13 protein-coding genes are annotated in these 14,343 nt (G+C 67.2%); 11 read left to right on the forward strand and 2 right to left on the reverse strand.

The genetic code is table 11. The annotated features are described in order from the left end of the window. Positions 1-32: 32 nt before the first annotated feature. From ACT86A_RS14325 to ACT86A_RS14360, 8 genes are all read left to right on the forward strand, one after another. A complete protein-coding gene (locus ACT86A_RS14325; RefSeq protein WP_445092601.1) occupies positions 33-1,379 on the forward strand; it encodes a protoporphyrinogen/coproporphyrinogen oxidase in 1,347 nt (448 codons plus the stop codon). Continuing rightward, the gene (locus ACT86A_RS14330) at positions 1,373-2,050 is read left to right on the forward strand and encodes a dTMP kinase (protein ID WP_445092602.1); all 678 of its coding nucleotides are present in this window, start codon (positions 1,373-1,375) and stop codon (positions 2,048-2,050) included. The genes ACT86A_RS14325 and ACT86A_RS14330 overlap by 7 nt, the downstream gene beginning before the upstream one ends. After that, entirely contained in the window at positions 2,047-2,952 is a 906-nt protein-coding gene (locus tag ACT86A_RS14335; protein ID WP_445092603.1) for a glycosyltransferase family 2 protein, read from the forward strand. Before ACT86A_RS14330 ends, ACT86A_RS14335 begins: the two co-directional genes overlap by 4 nt. A 29-nt stretch (positions 2,953-2,981) precedes the next feature. Then, entirely contained in the window at positions 2,982-4,037 is a 1,056-nt protein-coding gene (locus ACT86A_RS14340) for an NAD-dependent epimerase/dehydratase family protein (RefSeq protein ID WP_445092604.1), read from the forward strand. An 80-nt stretch (positions 4,038-4,117) separates the two neighbouring features. Beyond that, on the forward strand, positions 4,118-5,272 hold the full coding sequence (locus ACT86A_RS14345) for a radical SAM protein (RefSeq protein ID WP_445092605.1): 1,155 nt from the start codon (positions 4,118-4,120) through the stop codon (positions 5,270-5,272). Positions 5,273-5,281: 9 nt separating this feature from the next. Further along, the gene (locus ACT86A_RS14350) at positions 5,282-6,262 is read left to right on the forward strand and encodes a hypothetical protein (RefSeq protein WP_445092606.1); all 981 of its coding nucleotides are present in this window, start codon (positions 5,282-5,284) and stop codon (positions 6,260-6,262) included. A gap of 33 nt (positions 6,263-6,295) precedes the next feature. Beyond that, positions 6,296-7,270, forward strand: a complete 975-nt coding sequence (locus ACT86A_RS14355; RefSeq protein ID WP_445092607.1) for an aKG-HExxH-type peptide beta-hydroxylase — start codon at positions 6,296-6,298, stop codon at positions 7,268-7,270. 11 nt (positions 7,271-7,281) lie between these two features. Continuing rightward, positions 7,282-8,466 carry an aminoglycoside phosphotransferase family protein gene (locus ACT86A_RS14360; protein ID WP_445092608.1) on the forward strand — a complete coding sequence of 395 codons (1,185 nt, stop codon included), beginning with the start codon at positions 7,282-7,284 and terminating at the stop codon, positions 8,464-8,466. Here ACT86A_RS14360 and ACT86A_RS14365 read toward each other — a convergent pair. Continuing rightward, positions 8,440-9,075 (reverse strand): histidine phosphatase family protein, encoded by a 636-nt coding sequence (locus ACT86A_RS14365; RefSeq protein ID WP_445092609.1) that lies wholly within the window; start codon positions 9,073-9,075, stop codon positions 8,440-8,442. The two genes, ACT86A_RS14360 and ACT86A_RS14365, sit on opposite strands and share 27 nt — an antisense overlap. Positions 9,076-9,179: 104 nt before the next feature. On the opposite strand from ACT86A_RS14365, the gene ACT86A_RS14370 reads away from it, so the two are divergent. Both ACT86A_RS14370 and ACT86A_RS14375 read left to right on the forward strand, forming a co-directional pair. Continuing rightward, the gene (locus tag ACT86A_RS14370; protein WP_445092610.1) at positions 9,180-10,142 is read left to right on the forward strand and encodes a class I SAM-dependent methyltransferase; all 963 of its coding nucleotides are present in this window, start codon (positions 9,180-9,182) and stop codon (positions 10,140-10,142) included. Continuing rightward, complete coding sequence (locus ACT86A_RS14375; protein WP_445092611.1) at positions 10,139-11,716, forward strand: Rieske 2Fe-2S domain-containing protein; 1,578 nt, start codon at positions 10,139-10,141, stop codon at positions 11,714-11,716. Before ACT86A_RS14370 ends, ACT86A_RS14375 begins: the two co-directional genes overlap by 4 nt. A 94-nt stretch (positions 11,717-11,810) precedes the next feature. On the opposite strand, the gene ACT86A_RS14380 is transcribed toward ACT86A_RS14375, so the two are convergent. Next, positions 11,811-13,370: an ATP-binding protein gene (locus tag ACT86A_RS14380; RefSeq protein WP_445092612.1), complete on the reverse strand. Its 1,560-nt coding sequence runs from the start codon at positions 13,368-13,370 to the stop codon at positions 11,811-11,813. Positions 13,371-13,815: 445 nt separating this feature from the next. Here ACT86A_RS14380 and ACT86A_RS14385 point away from each other — a divergent pair, with 445 nt between their 5' ends. Further along, positions 13,816-14,331, forward strand: a complete 516-nt coding sequence (locus tag ACT86A_RS14385) for a helix-turn-helix domain-containing protein (protein ID WP_445092613.1) — start codon at positions 13,816-13,818, stop codon at positions 14,329-14,331. Positions 14,332-14,343 lie beyond the last annotated feature (12 nt).

Raw genomic sequence — 14,343 nt, forward strand, 5'->3', positions numbered from 1 at the left:
TGTCGGCGCTGATGTGGAAGGGGCCATCGCCCATGCCGGACCTGGTGGAAACCGAGGTGCTGATCCTCGGCGGCGGCCTGGCAGGTCTCACCGCGGGCGACGTGCTCGAGCATCGAGCCACGGTCCTGGAGGCGCTGGATCGGCCCGGCGGGCTGGTGCGCACCGAGCGCGTCGGAGACTTCTGGTTCGACCGGGTCATCCATCTCCTCTATTTCAGTCATCCCGCCGTGGAGGAGTACGTCCGCGGCGTGCTCGGCACCGACTTGCAGCCGTGCCCGCCGACGGCATGGGTCGAGACCGCGGCGGGCACCGTCCGATTCCCCGTGCAACTGCATCTGGCCGGACTCGAGGCGCAGGCGCGTGACAGGTGTGTCGCCGATCTGATGGCCGCGCACCGGCACGCGGAATCGGGCTCCGTGCCGACCGACTACGAACAGGTGCTGCTCGACGCCTTCGGCGCGGAGTTGTGCGAATTGTTCTTCTTCCCCTACAACCGGAAGCTGTGGCGGCGACCGCTGCGGCAGTTGTCGGCCGACGGCTTCCACTGGAATCTGATGCGGCCCGGCATCGCCGAGGTGCTGCGGGGAGCCGATCCGGAACAACCGCCCACCGCCGCCTATAACTCGCGGGGCTGGTACCCGCGGAAAGCGGAATCCGGCCACCGCGGCATGGAAGTCCTCTCGATCGCGCTCGCGGATCGGGTCGCCGATCTGCGGTTGCGGCACCGCGTGGAGCGCATCGACCCGGAGTCACGCATCGTCTGGGCCCGAAACCCCGTCGGCCTGACCGGTTTTCGGTACCGGCACTGCGTGTCGACGCTGCCCCTGCCGAACACGCTGGCCGCATGCAGCACCGCCCCCGCGGACTTGATCTCGCAGTGCGAGTCCCTGCCGCGCAATCGGGTTCGCTCGGTGGCCGTGGCGATCGAGGGCGGCAGGCCCGCGGACACCGGGCATTGGCGGTACTACACCCGTGAGGACGTGCCGTTCACCCGGCTCGTGTTCATGACCGAATTCGACGCCGCGATGGCGCCGCCTCTGGGCTGGGGGGTGCTGGCCGAGGTCGTCGAGCCGTCGGAAACAGCCGGCCCGACCGACGCGGAGCTCACGGCGCAGGTCGTCCGCGGACTGCGCGCCGTCGGACTGCTCGACGCCGGCGAGGTCGTCGCCACCCGGGTGTTCACCTCCGACCCGGCCTATGTCGTGTTCACCGACGCGAGCCGGGCCGTGGCTGCCCGAGCCATCGAACTGCTCGACTGCTTCGGAATAACGACCCTCGGTCGCTACGGGGAGTGGACCTACTCCTCGATGTCGCAGGTGATCGAGTCGGCACTCACCTGGTCCCAACGATATCTAGAACGCAGGAACACACCATGCTGAACCCGAACGCACACCGGCACGGCTTCATCGTCCTCGAAGGTGTCGACGGGGCCGGAAAGACCACCACCGGGCGCCATATCGCGACGCATGTCCGCGCCCGAGGGCGTCCGTTGAACCGTATCGGCCAGCACTCCTGGCTGGACCCGGAGGCGGCGCGAGTGATCATCGACGTCCGAGAGCACGAGCGGCACCGGCGCGGCAGCCGCGAGATCACCGAGGCATACTTCCACGACAAGCAGCTGCAGTCGAAGGTCGTCACGGATCTGCTACGGGACCGCAGCGTCCTGTGTGATCGCTATATCTTCAGCGACGCGGTGTACCTCGAAGTGCTGTACGGCATTCCGGCGCGCGAAACCCTCGACCGGCATCACGCCGCGGGAACTCTGTTCCCCGATGCGATTCTCTATCTGGATGTGCCCGTCGACGAGGCGGTCGACCGGGTGGTGACGCGCGGCAAGGGGGCCCGCCACTACGAGAACGGCTACACCCTCGACCGGGTCGGCGCGGCTTACCGTCGCCTGTTCTTCGAGATGCCGCCGGACTACCTGCCGCCGGTCCATATCTTCCGCAATACCGCGGGCGCGCACGAGGACGAACGGTTGACCGACCTGCTCGAGTATGTCGATTCGGTACTGCCGCAGCCGCAGCCGGAGGTGCCCGCGCTCTCATGAGACAGGCCGCCGTCATCATTCCCTGCCACAACGCGGCGCACTGTGTGGGCCGTCAGCTGGCGGCGCTCTCGCGCCAGCGTACGTCTCTCGACTGGGAACTCGTCATCGTGGACGACGGTTCGACGGACGAGCTGCGCACCGTCGTCGCTCGCCACGAATCGAATCTCCCCGCCGTGACTGTCGTCACGATGGCCGACCGCGGCGGCACCGGGGCCGCCCGCAACGCGGGCGCGGGCGCGACGGACGCGGCGACCCTGCTCTTCCTGGACGCCGACGATCTGATCGACGCCGGCTACCTGGACGCGATGGCGTGGGCTTTGACGACAGCCGACATCGTCACGGCCCGAGTGGATTACGTCCGCCTCAATTCCGCCGCCGTGCTGCGGAGCACGCCCGCCGACCAACTGTGTGATGTGCTGACGCCGAGCCTGTTCCGGCCGCATGTGCTCGGCGGGCTGATGGGGGTGTCGCGGGAATTGTTCATGCGGCTGGGCGGTTTCGACGACGCCTTTCCGGCACTTGCCGATATCGACTTCTCGTGGCGGGCGCAAATCGCCGGCGAACGGATCGGGGTGGCCGACACCGTCGTCGCGATCAGCCTGCGGGCCACGCACCGCGCGCGGTTGCGCCGCGGTCTCTTTCAAAGTCGCGACATCGTGGCGCTGCGGGACAAGTTCGCCGCATACGGGGTCGATCCCGTGGACCGGCGGTCCCACCTGCGCGGTTGGGTCGGGGTGGCGGTCGCGGCCCGCCGGTTCCGAGACCCGGCGGGCCGGTCCGAGACCGTCTGGAACCTCGGTTGGCAACTGGGCGAATTCCAGGCTCTGCGGGCGCGTCGACGCCGCGCGGACCGGGCGCGGCGGCGCGGGCCGAACGCGGACCGGATTGCGGAGCTCCGCTGAACGCCGACCCTCACAACCCTGGAGATGCCATGCTGGACAATATAATTCTCGACAACGCCGCCCGATTCCGCAGGGTCCTGATCACCGGCGGCGCGGGGTTCATCGGTGGTCACCTGGCCTCGGCACTGTCGCGGTCGGGGTGCCGGGTCCGGGTGCTGGACGACTTTTCGTCCGGAACGCGCGACACGGTGGCCGCACTGCCCGGGGTCGAGATCGTCACCGGCAGCGTCCTCGACGCCGACGTGGTCACCGACGCAGCCGCCGGCTGCGGTCTCATCGTGCACATGGCGGGTGTGGTCGGCATGCGCCTGGCAACCGCGCAGGCGTGGCACGCCTTCCGGGTCGCCGCCGAGGGCACCGCGACCCTGCTGCGGCACTCCGGTGATACGCCGATCGTCCTGGTTTCCAGTTCGGCGGTCTACGGCATGTCCGACAGCGGTGCACCGATGTGCGACGACGCGACCGTCGATCGATCCGTGCCCCTCCGCTACGACGGCGGCCGGGAAGGCTATGCCACCGGAAAATGGGAACTCGAGCGGCTGGGCGCCCGAGCAGCCGCGCGTCGTCCGGTACTGGTCGTGCGGCCGTTCAACGTCGTCGGGCCGGGGCAGTCGAGCCGATACGGAATGGTCTTGCCGACCTTCGTCGAACAGGCGCTGGCGGGCCGTCCGCTCACGGTGCACGGCGACGGCACCCAGCGCCGCTGCTTCACCGATATCGATCAGTTCGTCGGCCGCCTGTGGCGGCTGATCGAAAGTCCCGGCGCCTGGCAAGCGGGCACACACGTGTACAACATCGGCGCCGACGTCGAAACCGGTATCGGCGACCTGGCCGCACTGGTGCTGGCCGAAACCGGCAGCGCGAGCGGCGTCACGCATGTGCCGTACGAGCAGGTGTTCCCCGGCCGGACCGATGTCGTCCGACGCGTTCCGGCGCAGGACCGGCTCGCGAGCGTCATCGGCCCGACCGAATGGCTGCCCGCCGCGGCGATCGTCGCCAAGGCGGTGGCGGAGCGAAAGTCCTCGGCGGAGCGACAGTCCGCCACCACAGGTGCTGATTCGCGCAACAATCCCGTGCCGCATTGACCCGTCCCGCGGCGACCGGAAATAGTGACAGTGATCCCACCGCTGCCTCCCGCAGCGCGTCGTACATCGAGGAGTCATCCATGGAGTTGCGGCTACCCGCTCCAGGAGAGACCGTTCTGGCCATTCTCAAACTCCCGGGCGAGATGTGCAATATCAATTGCCATTACTGCTACGAGAGGCGCAAGCCCTACCCCAACGCGGTGATGCTGAACCCGGAAGTGCTGCACCGCTTTCTGGATCTGTGCGGCAACCGCCCGCTGGCGGTCGAACTGCACGGCGGGGAACCGCTGCTGATCGGCCGGCGAAAAATGCGCGGCATTCTCAAGACGCTGCGCGGATACCCGGGCCCGATGACCCTGGCAATGCAGACCAACGGCCTGCTGCTGGACGACTCGTGGCTGGACCTGTTCGACGAACTGTGGCCGGATATCGAGATCGGGGTCAGTCTCGACGGCGACGAAGCGGGTAATACCCATCGAGTCGACTTCGCCGATCGGCCGACCTATCCGAAAGTGGTTCGTGCACTGGAATTGCTGGCCGCACGCGGCCGGCAGGTCGGCGTCATCGCCGTCGTCACCAGGCGGCTGCTCGGGCGCGCCGACGAGGTACTCGACGCTCTGGGGCGGTTCGAGGCCGTCAAGGTCATCAAGCTTTCGGGGTGCCTGGATTTCAATGTCCGGACCAAGGATTACCGCACACCGAACCGGCAGTCACTGCGTGTGCTGAATCCCGACGGGGTCGGGATGCCGGGATGGGCGACCTCGCCCGAGGAATACGCGGAGTTTCTCATCGAAGCGTTCCAGCACTGGCGTGGGACGAACGCCTACCGTTCGTATGTGCTTGAGCCCTTCTTCAGCATCATCCGCTCGATCTCCGGCCTGCCGACCGAGTACACCAGCTTCAGCGAGCGCAAGGAACCCTTCGTCGTCACGCTGTACCCCGACGGCCGGATCGGAAGCTCGGACGAACTGGGCATGCCGTCCGCCCTGCTCGGCACCGTGCAGAGCGCCGAAACAATCGATGACCTGCTCACCCTGGACAGCAATCCGGAGCTGCGCTCGAACCTCACCGCTCTGCTCGCCAAATGCGCCGGCTGCACGCACGAACAGAGCTGCCGCGGCGGGGCGCTGCCCGACCGGCTCCGGTTCGAGGGAACGGGTTTCGAAGACGCGTACTGCGACTACCGCCGCAAGGTTATCGACCATGTTTCCGCCGCACTGCCGGCTCCGGCCTGAGGAGGCACCGTGTTTCTGCTGCCGGATTCCGGAATCGACTTCGACCACACCGACAACCGCTCCTGGAACGCGTCGCTGGACGGCCGGGCGATCCACTCTTTCCTGTTGTGGATCGAGCCGCTGCTCGACTCCCGCGACACCGATGAAGTGTCCCCGGCGGACGCCGCGAGGTCCACACCGCTGCACCGAGGCATGCGCGCCCTCACCGAACATGTGGCGCGGCACCCGAACGGCCTGCGGCCGATGGCCTTCGACTGGTCCGAGGCATCGGTACCGGTGCCGAACGGGCCTGCGCTGGCGGTGCTGGCCACGCGGTCCACCGGAGACGCCGCGGCCGCGAGTATCCGCCTCGACCCCGCCCCGCCCACGCAGGCGTGCACCGTCCTGGACGCGCTGGACGTACTGGACGAAGTGGGCCTGCGCTACCTCGTCCACCTGGCGGTCGGCGTGGTGGTGTTCACCGACCGCCCGCATACGCCCGCCGCGGACACCCCGTACACGGTGTGGATCCACGAGCCCCCCGCACGCGCCGTGGACCTGGCCGAGGCGCTGGTGCGGGCGGCGGCCGGCGCGTGGATCGACCAGTGGCTGCGGGCCGAGGCCGCCGCGCGGGTCCGGCTGGACCGGCCCGACGGCGTCGAAGCGGCGTGGCTGTCCGAGGTGCTGGGGGAATGTCTGGCCTACCAGCTGTTCGACCGCCTGGCCGCGGCCGATGGGCCGAATCCCGTGGCGACGCAGGAGTGGCGGGAGCGCGCCCGCGCGAGCTACGACGAGCTGTCCGCGCTGCGTGGTGTGCTGGCCCGGCGGCTGGGAGACACCACCGGCTTCAGCGTGGTCTCCGAGCTGGTGGCTCTGATGTATCCGGTATGGAACCGCAGGCAGTTCGCCACGAAATCGCCGTTCGACTACATGCGTAGCCTGCGGCCCTTCAGCGACGACGAGAAGGCCGACCACCGGCGGCGGTGGACGGATCCGCACGCCGTGCGGTAACGCACGCTCCGCCCACAGGAAATGGACGACATCATGGCAGCGACAACCGCCCGCTGTGCAGATCTGCACAGCGAACTCACCGGCCGGATCCTGCGCAAGCGCGCGGATCGCACCCGCCGAATACTGGCCGCGCTCGGCTCGCTGGCGCCCGGAATCGACCTGCCCGTACCGGAATACGACCCGGAATCGGGCCCGGACGCCTTCGATACCGCCCTGTTGCATCACGCCTTCCAACTGGCCCAGTTCGCCGTGAACACCCGGGCCGCCGCGCTGGTCCGGCGCGCGCTCCGGCTCTGGCTCGAGCGAGATCTGATCCGGGAGCGGGCGCTGCGCACCGCGGTGGGCCCGGTATTCGTGGTCTCCGCGGCCGACTGCCTCGCGGTCGACGACGACCGGCTCGGAAACCGGATGTACCTGCTCGCCGACCCGCCGTCCGCCGACGAACGGGACACCGGCCGCCTCGCCGCGGTACTCGATTCGGCCGTCGAGGCCGCACTGGGCGCCGGGAGCGCGGTCCTGTCGTCCTCGACGGCGTTCGTCATCGTGCCCGAGACGCGTGAGCTGCACGAGGTCTGCCGCAGCTACACCTTCGACTTCCTGCCCGGCACCGCGGTGCTGAGCTGGAGCGAGCAACCGTTGCGGCTGGGCGAGACGCTGGTCCACGAAGCCACACACTCCTGGCTCAACGAGTGTCTCGACGCCGAGGGCGTGACATTCCCGGAGGGACGGACGTACTACTCGCCGTGGCGGAACGAGGATCGCCCCGTCTTCGGCATCGTGCATGCGGCACTTGCCTTCTCGAAGGTGATCGACTACCTGTCGCGGGTCCAGCCCGCCGCCGCCGACACGAGCTACCTGGCATCGGTTCTGCGGCAACGGCTCGCCGACGAACGTCGCTCCCTGGAAATCGGCCGGGAAGCGGCGAATCGGTGTTTCGCGATGGTCGGCAGCGAACCGCTGCGCGCCTACCTCGAGGAAGCCGTCCGGCGAGCCGGGACCGTGGACTAGGCTGAGCGACCGTGTGCCGCCCACCCTACCGCACGGACGCAATGCCGCCGCCGGCCGTCGAGAGTGTGACGCGAGCCGTGCGGCGGCTCTGGAACGATCCGCGCGCCAGTATCCACGAATACACGGTCGACACAATCGATTACACGAGCTGGAGTAGGTCCAGCGCCGGGTTGTCGGTGGTGCGCGGCGCGGCATACGACGGCGAGGGAGCGAAACGCGACTGGCAACTGGTCGTCAAGGAGCTGCGTCACCGTCGGTGGCAACCGACCGAAGCCGACCTGAGTCGACAGATCGACGACGGAGGCGACGGGCCGGGCGACTGGGGCTATTGGCGTCGTGAGCCGCTGCTGCGGGAGTCCGGCCTGCTGGACCGGCTGCATGAGCGGTTCGCGACCCCACGCTGTCTGGAGATCGAGCGGGTCGGGGGCCGGATCCGCCTGTGGCTGGAGCGGGCCGACGGCCGCCCGGGCGACCGCTGGACCAGGAAGGATCTCCTGTCGGCCGCCGCGGACCTGGGCAGTTTTCACGCCCTGTACCGGAACGCGCCGCCGCACCGGGACTGGTTCTGCCGCCCGTTCCTCGAGCAGTCGGCCGTGCGCAGCCGGGCCGCCCTGATCGAGCGGGTCGCCGCGGCGTCGACGAACGCCGATCGGCGGCTGCGGCAGTTGTTTCCCGCGGCCACGGTGTCCGCACTGGAACGCCTGTGGCGGCACCATCCGGCCGCGGTGGCGGCCCTGCGGGCAGGTCCCACCACCCTGGTACACCGAGACCTTATCCCCGGCAACCTCTTCCGGCGCGAGAGCGGCACGGTGGCGCTCGACTGGGGCCAGGTCGGGGTCGGTCCGGCAGGCGAGGATCTCGCCACCCTGGTCCTGGCTTCCGCGGTCGCGCAGCCGCTGTCCGCCGAGGACCTCGACGCGCTCGGCGCCCGGGCAGCGGCGTCCCATGCCGAAGGTCTGGCCGCCGGCGGCGCAATGATCGAGCCCGAGTTCGTACACCGCGACTACCTGCTGACGGCAGCGTTTCACTACGGTCTGCCGATGGTGCGGACGGCGGCCGGACTCCTGGCAATGGACCCCGCCGCGCGGGAGACGGCGCTGCAGGACGGCAGCGTGCAGGCGAAGGTCGAGCGGATGACCCACCATGTGGCGGCCGTGCAGCCGTATCTGTCAGGGCTTGCGAATATCGCCCGGTAGCTCCGGCGTGTGCGCCGATATGGACAGCGCGCCCCGATTCAGCTCGAGGCGATACCAGCCGCCACGGTCCACCGGCGTCGGCAGCTCGACGGCGTGAGCGGCGGCGAGATAGGCCAGTACCACGGGGATGGTGTCGCCGTGCGAGCAGGCGACGATATGTTCGCCCGCATGCCGGGCCGCCAACGGCACAAGTGCGCCCACCGCCCGGCCCGCGGCCCAGGAGCCGCCGAGCGGATCGCCGATCGGGCCGAAGACGCCGTCGATCCAGCCGCGGGGCTCGGCGAAGCCGCGTGCCTCGCCGAGTCTGTCGACGACGACCACCGGCCTTCCCGCCACCCGGGCCAACGGTTGCACCGACTGCCTGCAGCGCAGCGCGGGGCTGCTGTACACGGCGTCGGCGACGAGGCCGAGCACGTGGGCCAGCGTGTCGGCTTGGCGCAGGCCACGTTCGCTGAGCGGTCGGGCGTCGTCGTCCGAGCTCCACCCCTCGCGCGGGGTGCTCGAACAATGCGGCACGACATCGAGAATCAGCTCCGCCGCTACGTCGAACATGGTGTGCATCATGACGAGAATCCGGGCCGAAGTCCACAAATCAGCGTGAATACGCAACGGCATCAGCGTGAATACGCAACGGCGTTGACCGAGCAACGCCCTCGTCGACAGGATGGCACCAGACGAGCAGAAGTCCGGATATCGGCGGCTACCGAGGGAATATGAAGATACGAGAAACCGCACCGGCCGGACCGGCCGAATTGGCCGAGTTGTTCCTCGAACACGGTGTGTCGGTGGTGATTCCGCACGCGCCCGAGCTGAGCACGCTGTCGCTCGAGCAGATTGCCCGCCTTCCCGGGCTGCCCTACGCCGATCCCGATTTCAGCAGGCGCCTGCTGCGGCAGCAGCTCGATCCGGGCACGACCGACTCCTCACGGCCGCGGCCGCTGGTGGCCCGCCAGCTGGAATGGATTCGGGCACAACTGCGTTCGGACTGGCGGCCCCGGGCCGTCTACCATCCGTTCTGCGGACCGGGAACCTACGCCGCGGAATGGCGATCGGCGGGTGTGCGGCGCTACGTCGGCGTCGATCTCGGACCGGCCGTGATGCAGCACGCCGAGCAACGATTCCGGGACGACCCGGATATCGCCTTCCTGCTCGGAGACGCCTCGGACCCGGAATTCCTTCCAGCAGACTACGTCTTCGACACCGTCCTACTGTCCTACGACGCAATGAACTTTCATCCCTGGCGCCCGACACAGGCCATGGTGGCCCCGCTCGCAGCACGCCTACCGGAGGGGGGAACGTTGCTGCTCGACCTCCTGGTGGCCGAGGACGGCGCGGCCGGCTTCGACGACGCCAGGCAGGCCCGCTTCGAGCCGCGTGGTTCGGTCTTCCACGACGGCCCGCACCATCTCCTGTCCGAGGGCCTGGTGCACCGGACCGGCGCGGCGCTGGGACACCGATTCATCGCGCTGGGGCCGGAACCCGGCAGACCACAGGTCTTCCACTCCATCCTGTGGGTGCCCCGCCTGGGCGAGGTCCGTTCGCTGCTGGAGAGTTCGGGGCTGACGGTGATCGCAGCGGGCCGCCCGTTCCCGGCCACGGACGACCCGAACCTCAACCGGCACACCGTGGTTGCCCGCAAGCTCGGGCAGCCCACATTCGCCGGGCGGCCGCGATGAAGATCACCTTCCTGGGCCACGCAGGTGTCCTGATCGAGTCCGGCGATATCCGGCTGGCCTGCGACCCGTGGTTCTCCGACCGCGGCGCGTTCCTTTCCGGCTGGCATCAGCTGCCCGACAACAGCGCATTCGCTCCCGTGCTCGACACGGCGACCCATGTGTACGTGTCGCACGACCATCAGGACCACTTCGATTTCGCCGTGCTGGCCGGTCTGCCCCCGTCGGTCCCGCTGATCATGCCGAACTATCCGCTGCCGAGCTGGCATCGGCTCGTCGCAAGCCTGCCGAATCCGACGATAATCCTGCTCGACGACGACGGCGTGCTGAATCTGGGCGCACTGCGACTGCGACTGATGGTGTCGCCGACTCCCCGACACCAGGATTCGGCGCTACTCGTCGAAGAGGAATCGACCGGCCAGGTGGTGGTCAACCTCAACGACTGTCAGGTCGGCCGGGATCAGCTCGGCGCCATCGCCGCGCGGTACCCACGAATTGATGCGGTGCTGGCGCAGTTCTCGGGCGCAACATGGTTCCCGTTCGTCTATGCCTTCCCGGCCGCGGAACGTGCGGCGGCGGCCGCGCAGAAGAAGCTCAATTCGATGCGCCGTTGGGCCCACTACATGCGCGGCCTGCAACCGCGTACCGCGGTGGCTTTTGCGGGCCCACCCGCACTGCTCGACCCGACGCTGGCCCCCTACTTCCGCGGCGATTCGTCGGTGTTCACCACGCCCGTGGAGCTGCAGGAGTGGCTGCGTCGGGAACAGCCCGATCTCGCCGCGCGGTGCATCGCCCCGCTGCCGGGCGATGCGCTCGACGTGGCGACGGCGGAAGCGATTCCCAACGCCGGGATCAGGGAGCAGTTCGGCTGGGATCGCGTCGACGAATACCTGCTCGCCTACGCCGAACGCCGGGGTGTGGCCCTCGAGCGGGAGCTGGCGCTCTATCCGGAGCAGCAGCACGACCTTTTCGACGATTTCGCCGCCGGTTTCGAGGCGCTGTTCGACGTCGCGGAGAAAGCCTGCCGCGAGGTGGACGCCGTCGTGGGTTTCGAGATAACCGGCGCCGGCGGCGGATCATGGTTGGTCGATTTCCGGGAACTCCGCGTCATCCGGTCGGCCGAGCCGGACGAGATCACACCCGACTATCGGTTCACGCTGGCGTCCCGGTTCCTGCCACCGATCCTTCGGGGCGAGCTGAGCTGGGAGGAGTTCTTCTTCTCCTTCCGTTTTCGGGCATGGCGGCCGTCGATCGGGAGCTACAACGAGGCGCTGATGTCGATACTGCGATGCAGTGCGCCCGACGATCTCGCCGAATACCTCCGCCAGGTCGAGTCGCGGAGCCCGGAAAGTTCGGGCACATTCCGCTTGGACACCCGTCACGGCACTTTCCTCGTCGCCGACACCTGCCCCCACCTGGGTACCAAGCTGGCCGCGCAGGACTACGCCCCGGAGCGTGATGTGGTGGTGTGCCCTCAGCACGGATGGTGCTTCGAGGTACCGACCGGACACTGCCGCAACGGCCGGACACAACTCGACATGACCCGGATCGACGACGATTCGGTGAATGGGGAATAGACCTGACTCGTGCAGCTGATCCCGGATACACGTGCGCCGCAGCGGTGACGTGTATCCAGTCCGAATCAAGGGATGCCGCCAGGGCTTCTACGGTTCAACGAAGCAGCCGCGGGTTCAGCGATACGTAATTCCACGCGCGGGTCTGATCAGTTCGATCGCTTTCTCGATCGGTCCACCGCGCGGAAAACAATTCGTCCAACCAGGTTCTGAGCGGTGGCCAGGTCAGCACAAGATCGTGGCTCAGCTGCATCCAATGACGATCCAGGGTGATCAGTCGCGCTCCGACCAATATATCGAGCACTCCCGCTGCGTCTTTGAACGGTACCGGTCCACCCTGGAGCGGGATGCGCCGACGGATGTACCCGATATCTGTGTGTACATCGATCAGCAGCAACATAATTCGCTTCGCTTCGGTACGTTCACGATGGGACATCGCTGCCCAGGCTGCCGCGGCCATGGCGTGGACCACGCCCTCCACTCCGCCCAACTTGCGATAGCTATCCATATCACTTTGCGCTCCGTGCGGGTCCGAAGCCATCGAGCCCAGAACACGAGCGAGGATCGACACTTCGCCCGGCTCGCGTCCGAATTTCTCCGTGTCGCCTCGTATTCCACAAATTGTCGCTATTAGCATCTCTTCGATGCCCGAGGTGTCTCCGCCGCTCCACATGCCAATACCCGTCCGAACGACTGCGCGGAGCTCTGCTGTGGACATTGGTTCGAGCTGGTACTGCCGGGTTTCCAGTGCATCGGACAGCAGTGGGTAGCTGACGCAATTGGGAATGTAACCGCTGCGCAAGCAGATCAGCACGACCGCAACCTCGGCCAATTCTGCTAGCGCCGCAACTATCTCTCCTCTGGCAGCCTCCGGAATCGAAGCAGTGAAGATTGCCTCGAATTGGTCGACGATGACCAATTCAGAGGTGCCCGCCGGGACCTGAACCGTCGGCACCTGCCCCCGCTGACCTCTGTCCGCGCACCGGGACTCGGAGAGAATCGAGGTAAGCATCGACACCGCATCCGGACTGATAACGGTCGAACGGACCGAAATCGGCTGTGCGTCATTCTCCTCCAGAGCAGGCATCAGGCCGGCTGTAAGCAACGAGGTCTTGCCGACTCCGCTTGCACCGGTCAACGTGATCACGCGGCTCTCTCGCCCTCCCCCGATCGCGTCACCCACCATCTCGGTCAAGGACCTGATTGCCGTTTCCCGACCGGAGAACAACGCGAGACCATCCAGATGAGGGGACGCAACCTCGGATGCACGCTGTTTCCGCCTGCCGCGCGACGGGCTGATCCGAGCGGCCTGGACCCGGTCCCACAGTTGCTTCCACTCTCGCACGTTCAGTACGACACCAGTGACATTGCCACGTAGACGTGCGGCGTCGATGAGGGTCAGCAGCACCGGATGCAGCGTCTCGAACCGTGCCGGCACGTTCCGGCCGGCTTTCCAGTCACTGATCCGCTGGGCTGTCACCGAAACCGAACCCCTTGGTGCGCGACCTGCCTGTGTCCTGTATCGCGCCTTCATCGCCAGCGCCCGCAATGATGGAGAACCCGCTGCCGTATACAGAACATTCAAGTGCTGCGCGAACGACTCCCGCGGCGACACCGCGCCCGCGTTGAGCGGATGGGCCAGATCTGCATGTGTCATGAAGTAACCCCACCGGAGCTCGTCCGGTTCAATCCCACCGAGCGATGTGCTCAGCTCCAATATCGACCTACATAGACTTCGACGCGGCTCAGATCTATCTGGTTCCATTGAGAGAGAACGTTTTTCGATTGCCGAGGTCGGAGCACTACCGCGTCCCTGCAGACCACGACTTGCACCTGAGCACCTGGGAGAGCGAGGCATACAGCCCGGTTTGGATACCTCCTTCGATAGCCGAAGCTGCAATCCGACGAACGTCCACGAGATTTCACATCTGTCACGGTTCGGCGCTCACGCACTTCGATTGGAGCGGCCTCGATCAGGGCTCTGATCCTATCGCATGCCGATCTTATCAGATCGCATTTCGTTAGCATCCTATTCCGGGTGATCTGATCCTTGCCTGGAGCGATACGATGGGTATGGGCTTGACGACGGATGGGAGGGGCCTGTGCCTGCTGACCCTGGGCGCTCGGACGAGGCTGCCGACGAGCAGTCGGGCGCGCTCGGCCCGATCGCGTGTCACCTGAACCGTGTGATCACACTTGCGCAAGAACGTGACTCGCGGACGTACTCCAACAAGGACATCGCGGAGCGTTCAACCGAACTCGGTTACCCGTTGAGCCCTGCCCAGGTCTCGCATATCCGCCTGGGTCGCGTCCGTAATCCGAGCTTCCGGACGATCGAAGGGATCTCGGTGGCGCTCGGTGTAGATGTTCGGGAATTTCTCGACGGCGCCGCCGCACATCAGGCCGAGGAAGAGTCGCGTCTTCTGGCGCAATTGGAGGATGCTGGCGTCGAAGCGCTCGGCTTCCGGCTCTCGGAGCTGAGCAAACTGAATGCGCTCGGGCGAACCACCTTCGGCTCGATCGTCGGGAATATTCTGCGCGACCTGCAGGAGCATGAACTCTACCGCCAGCCGCCCAGGCCGGAAGGTCCGGGCGGGCGCACACCCGATTCCCCGTAGCCGAGCCACGTG

The organism is Nocardia glycosmidis, from assembly GCF_052545115.1.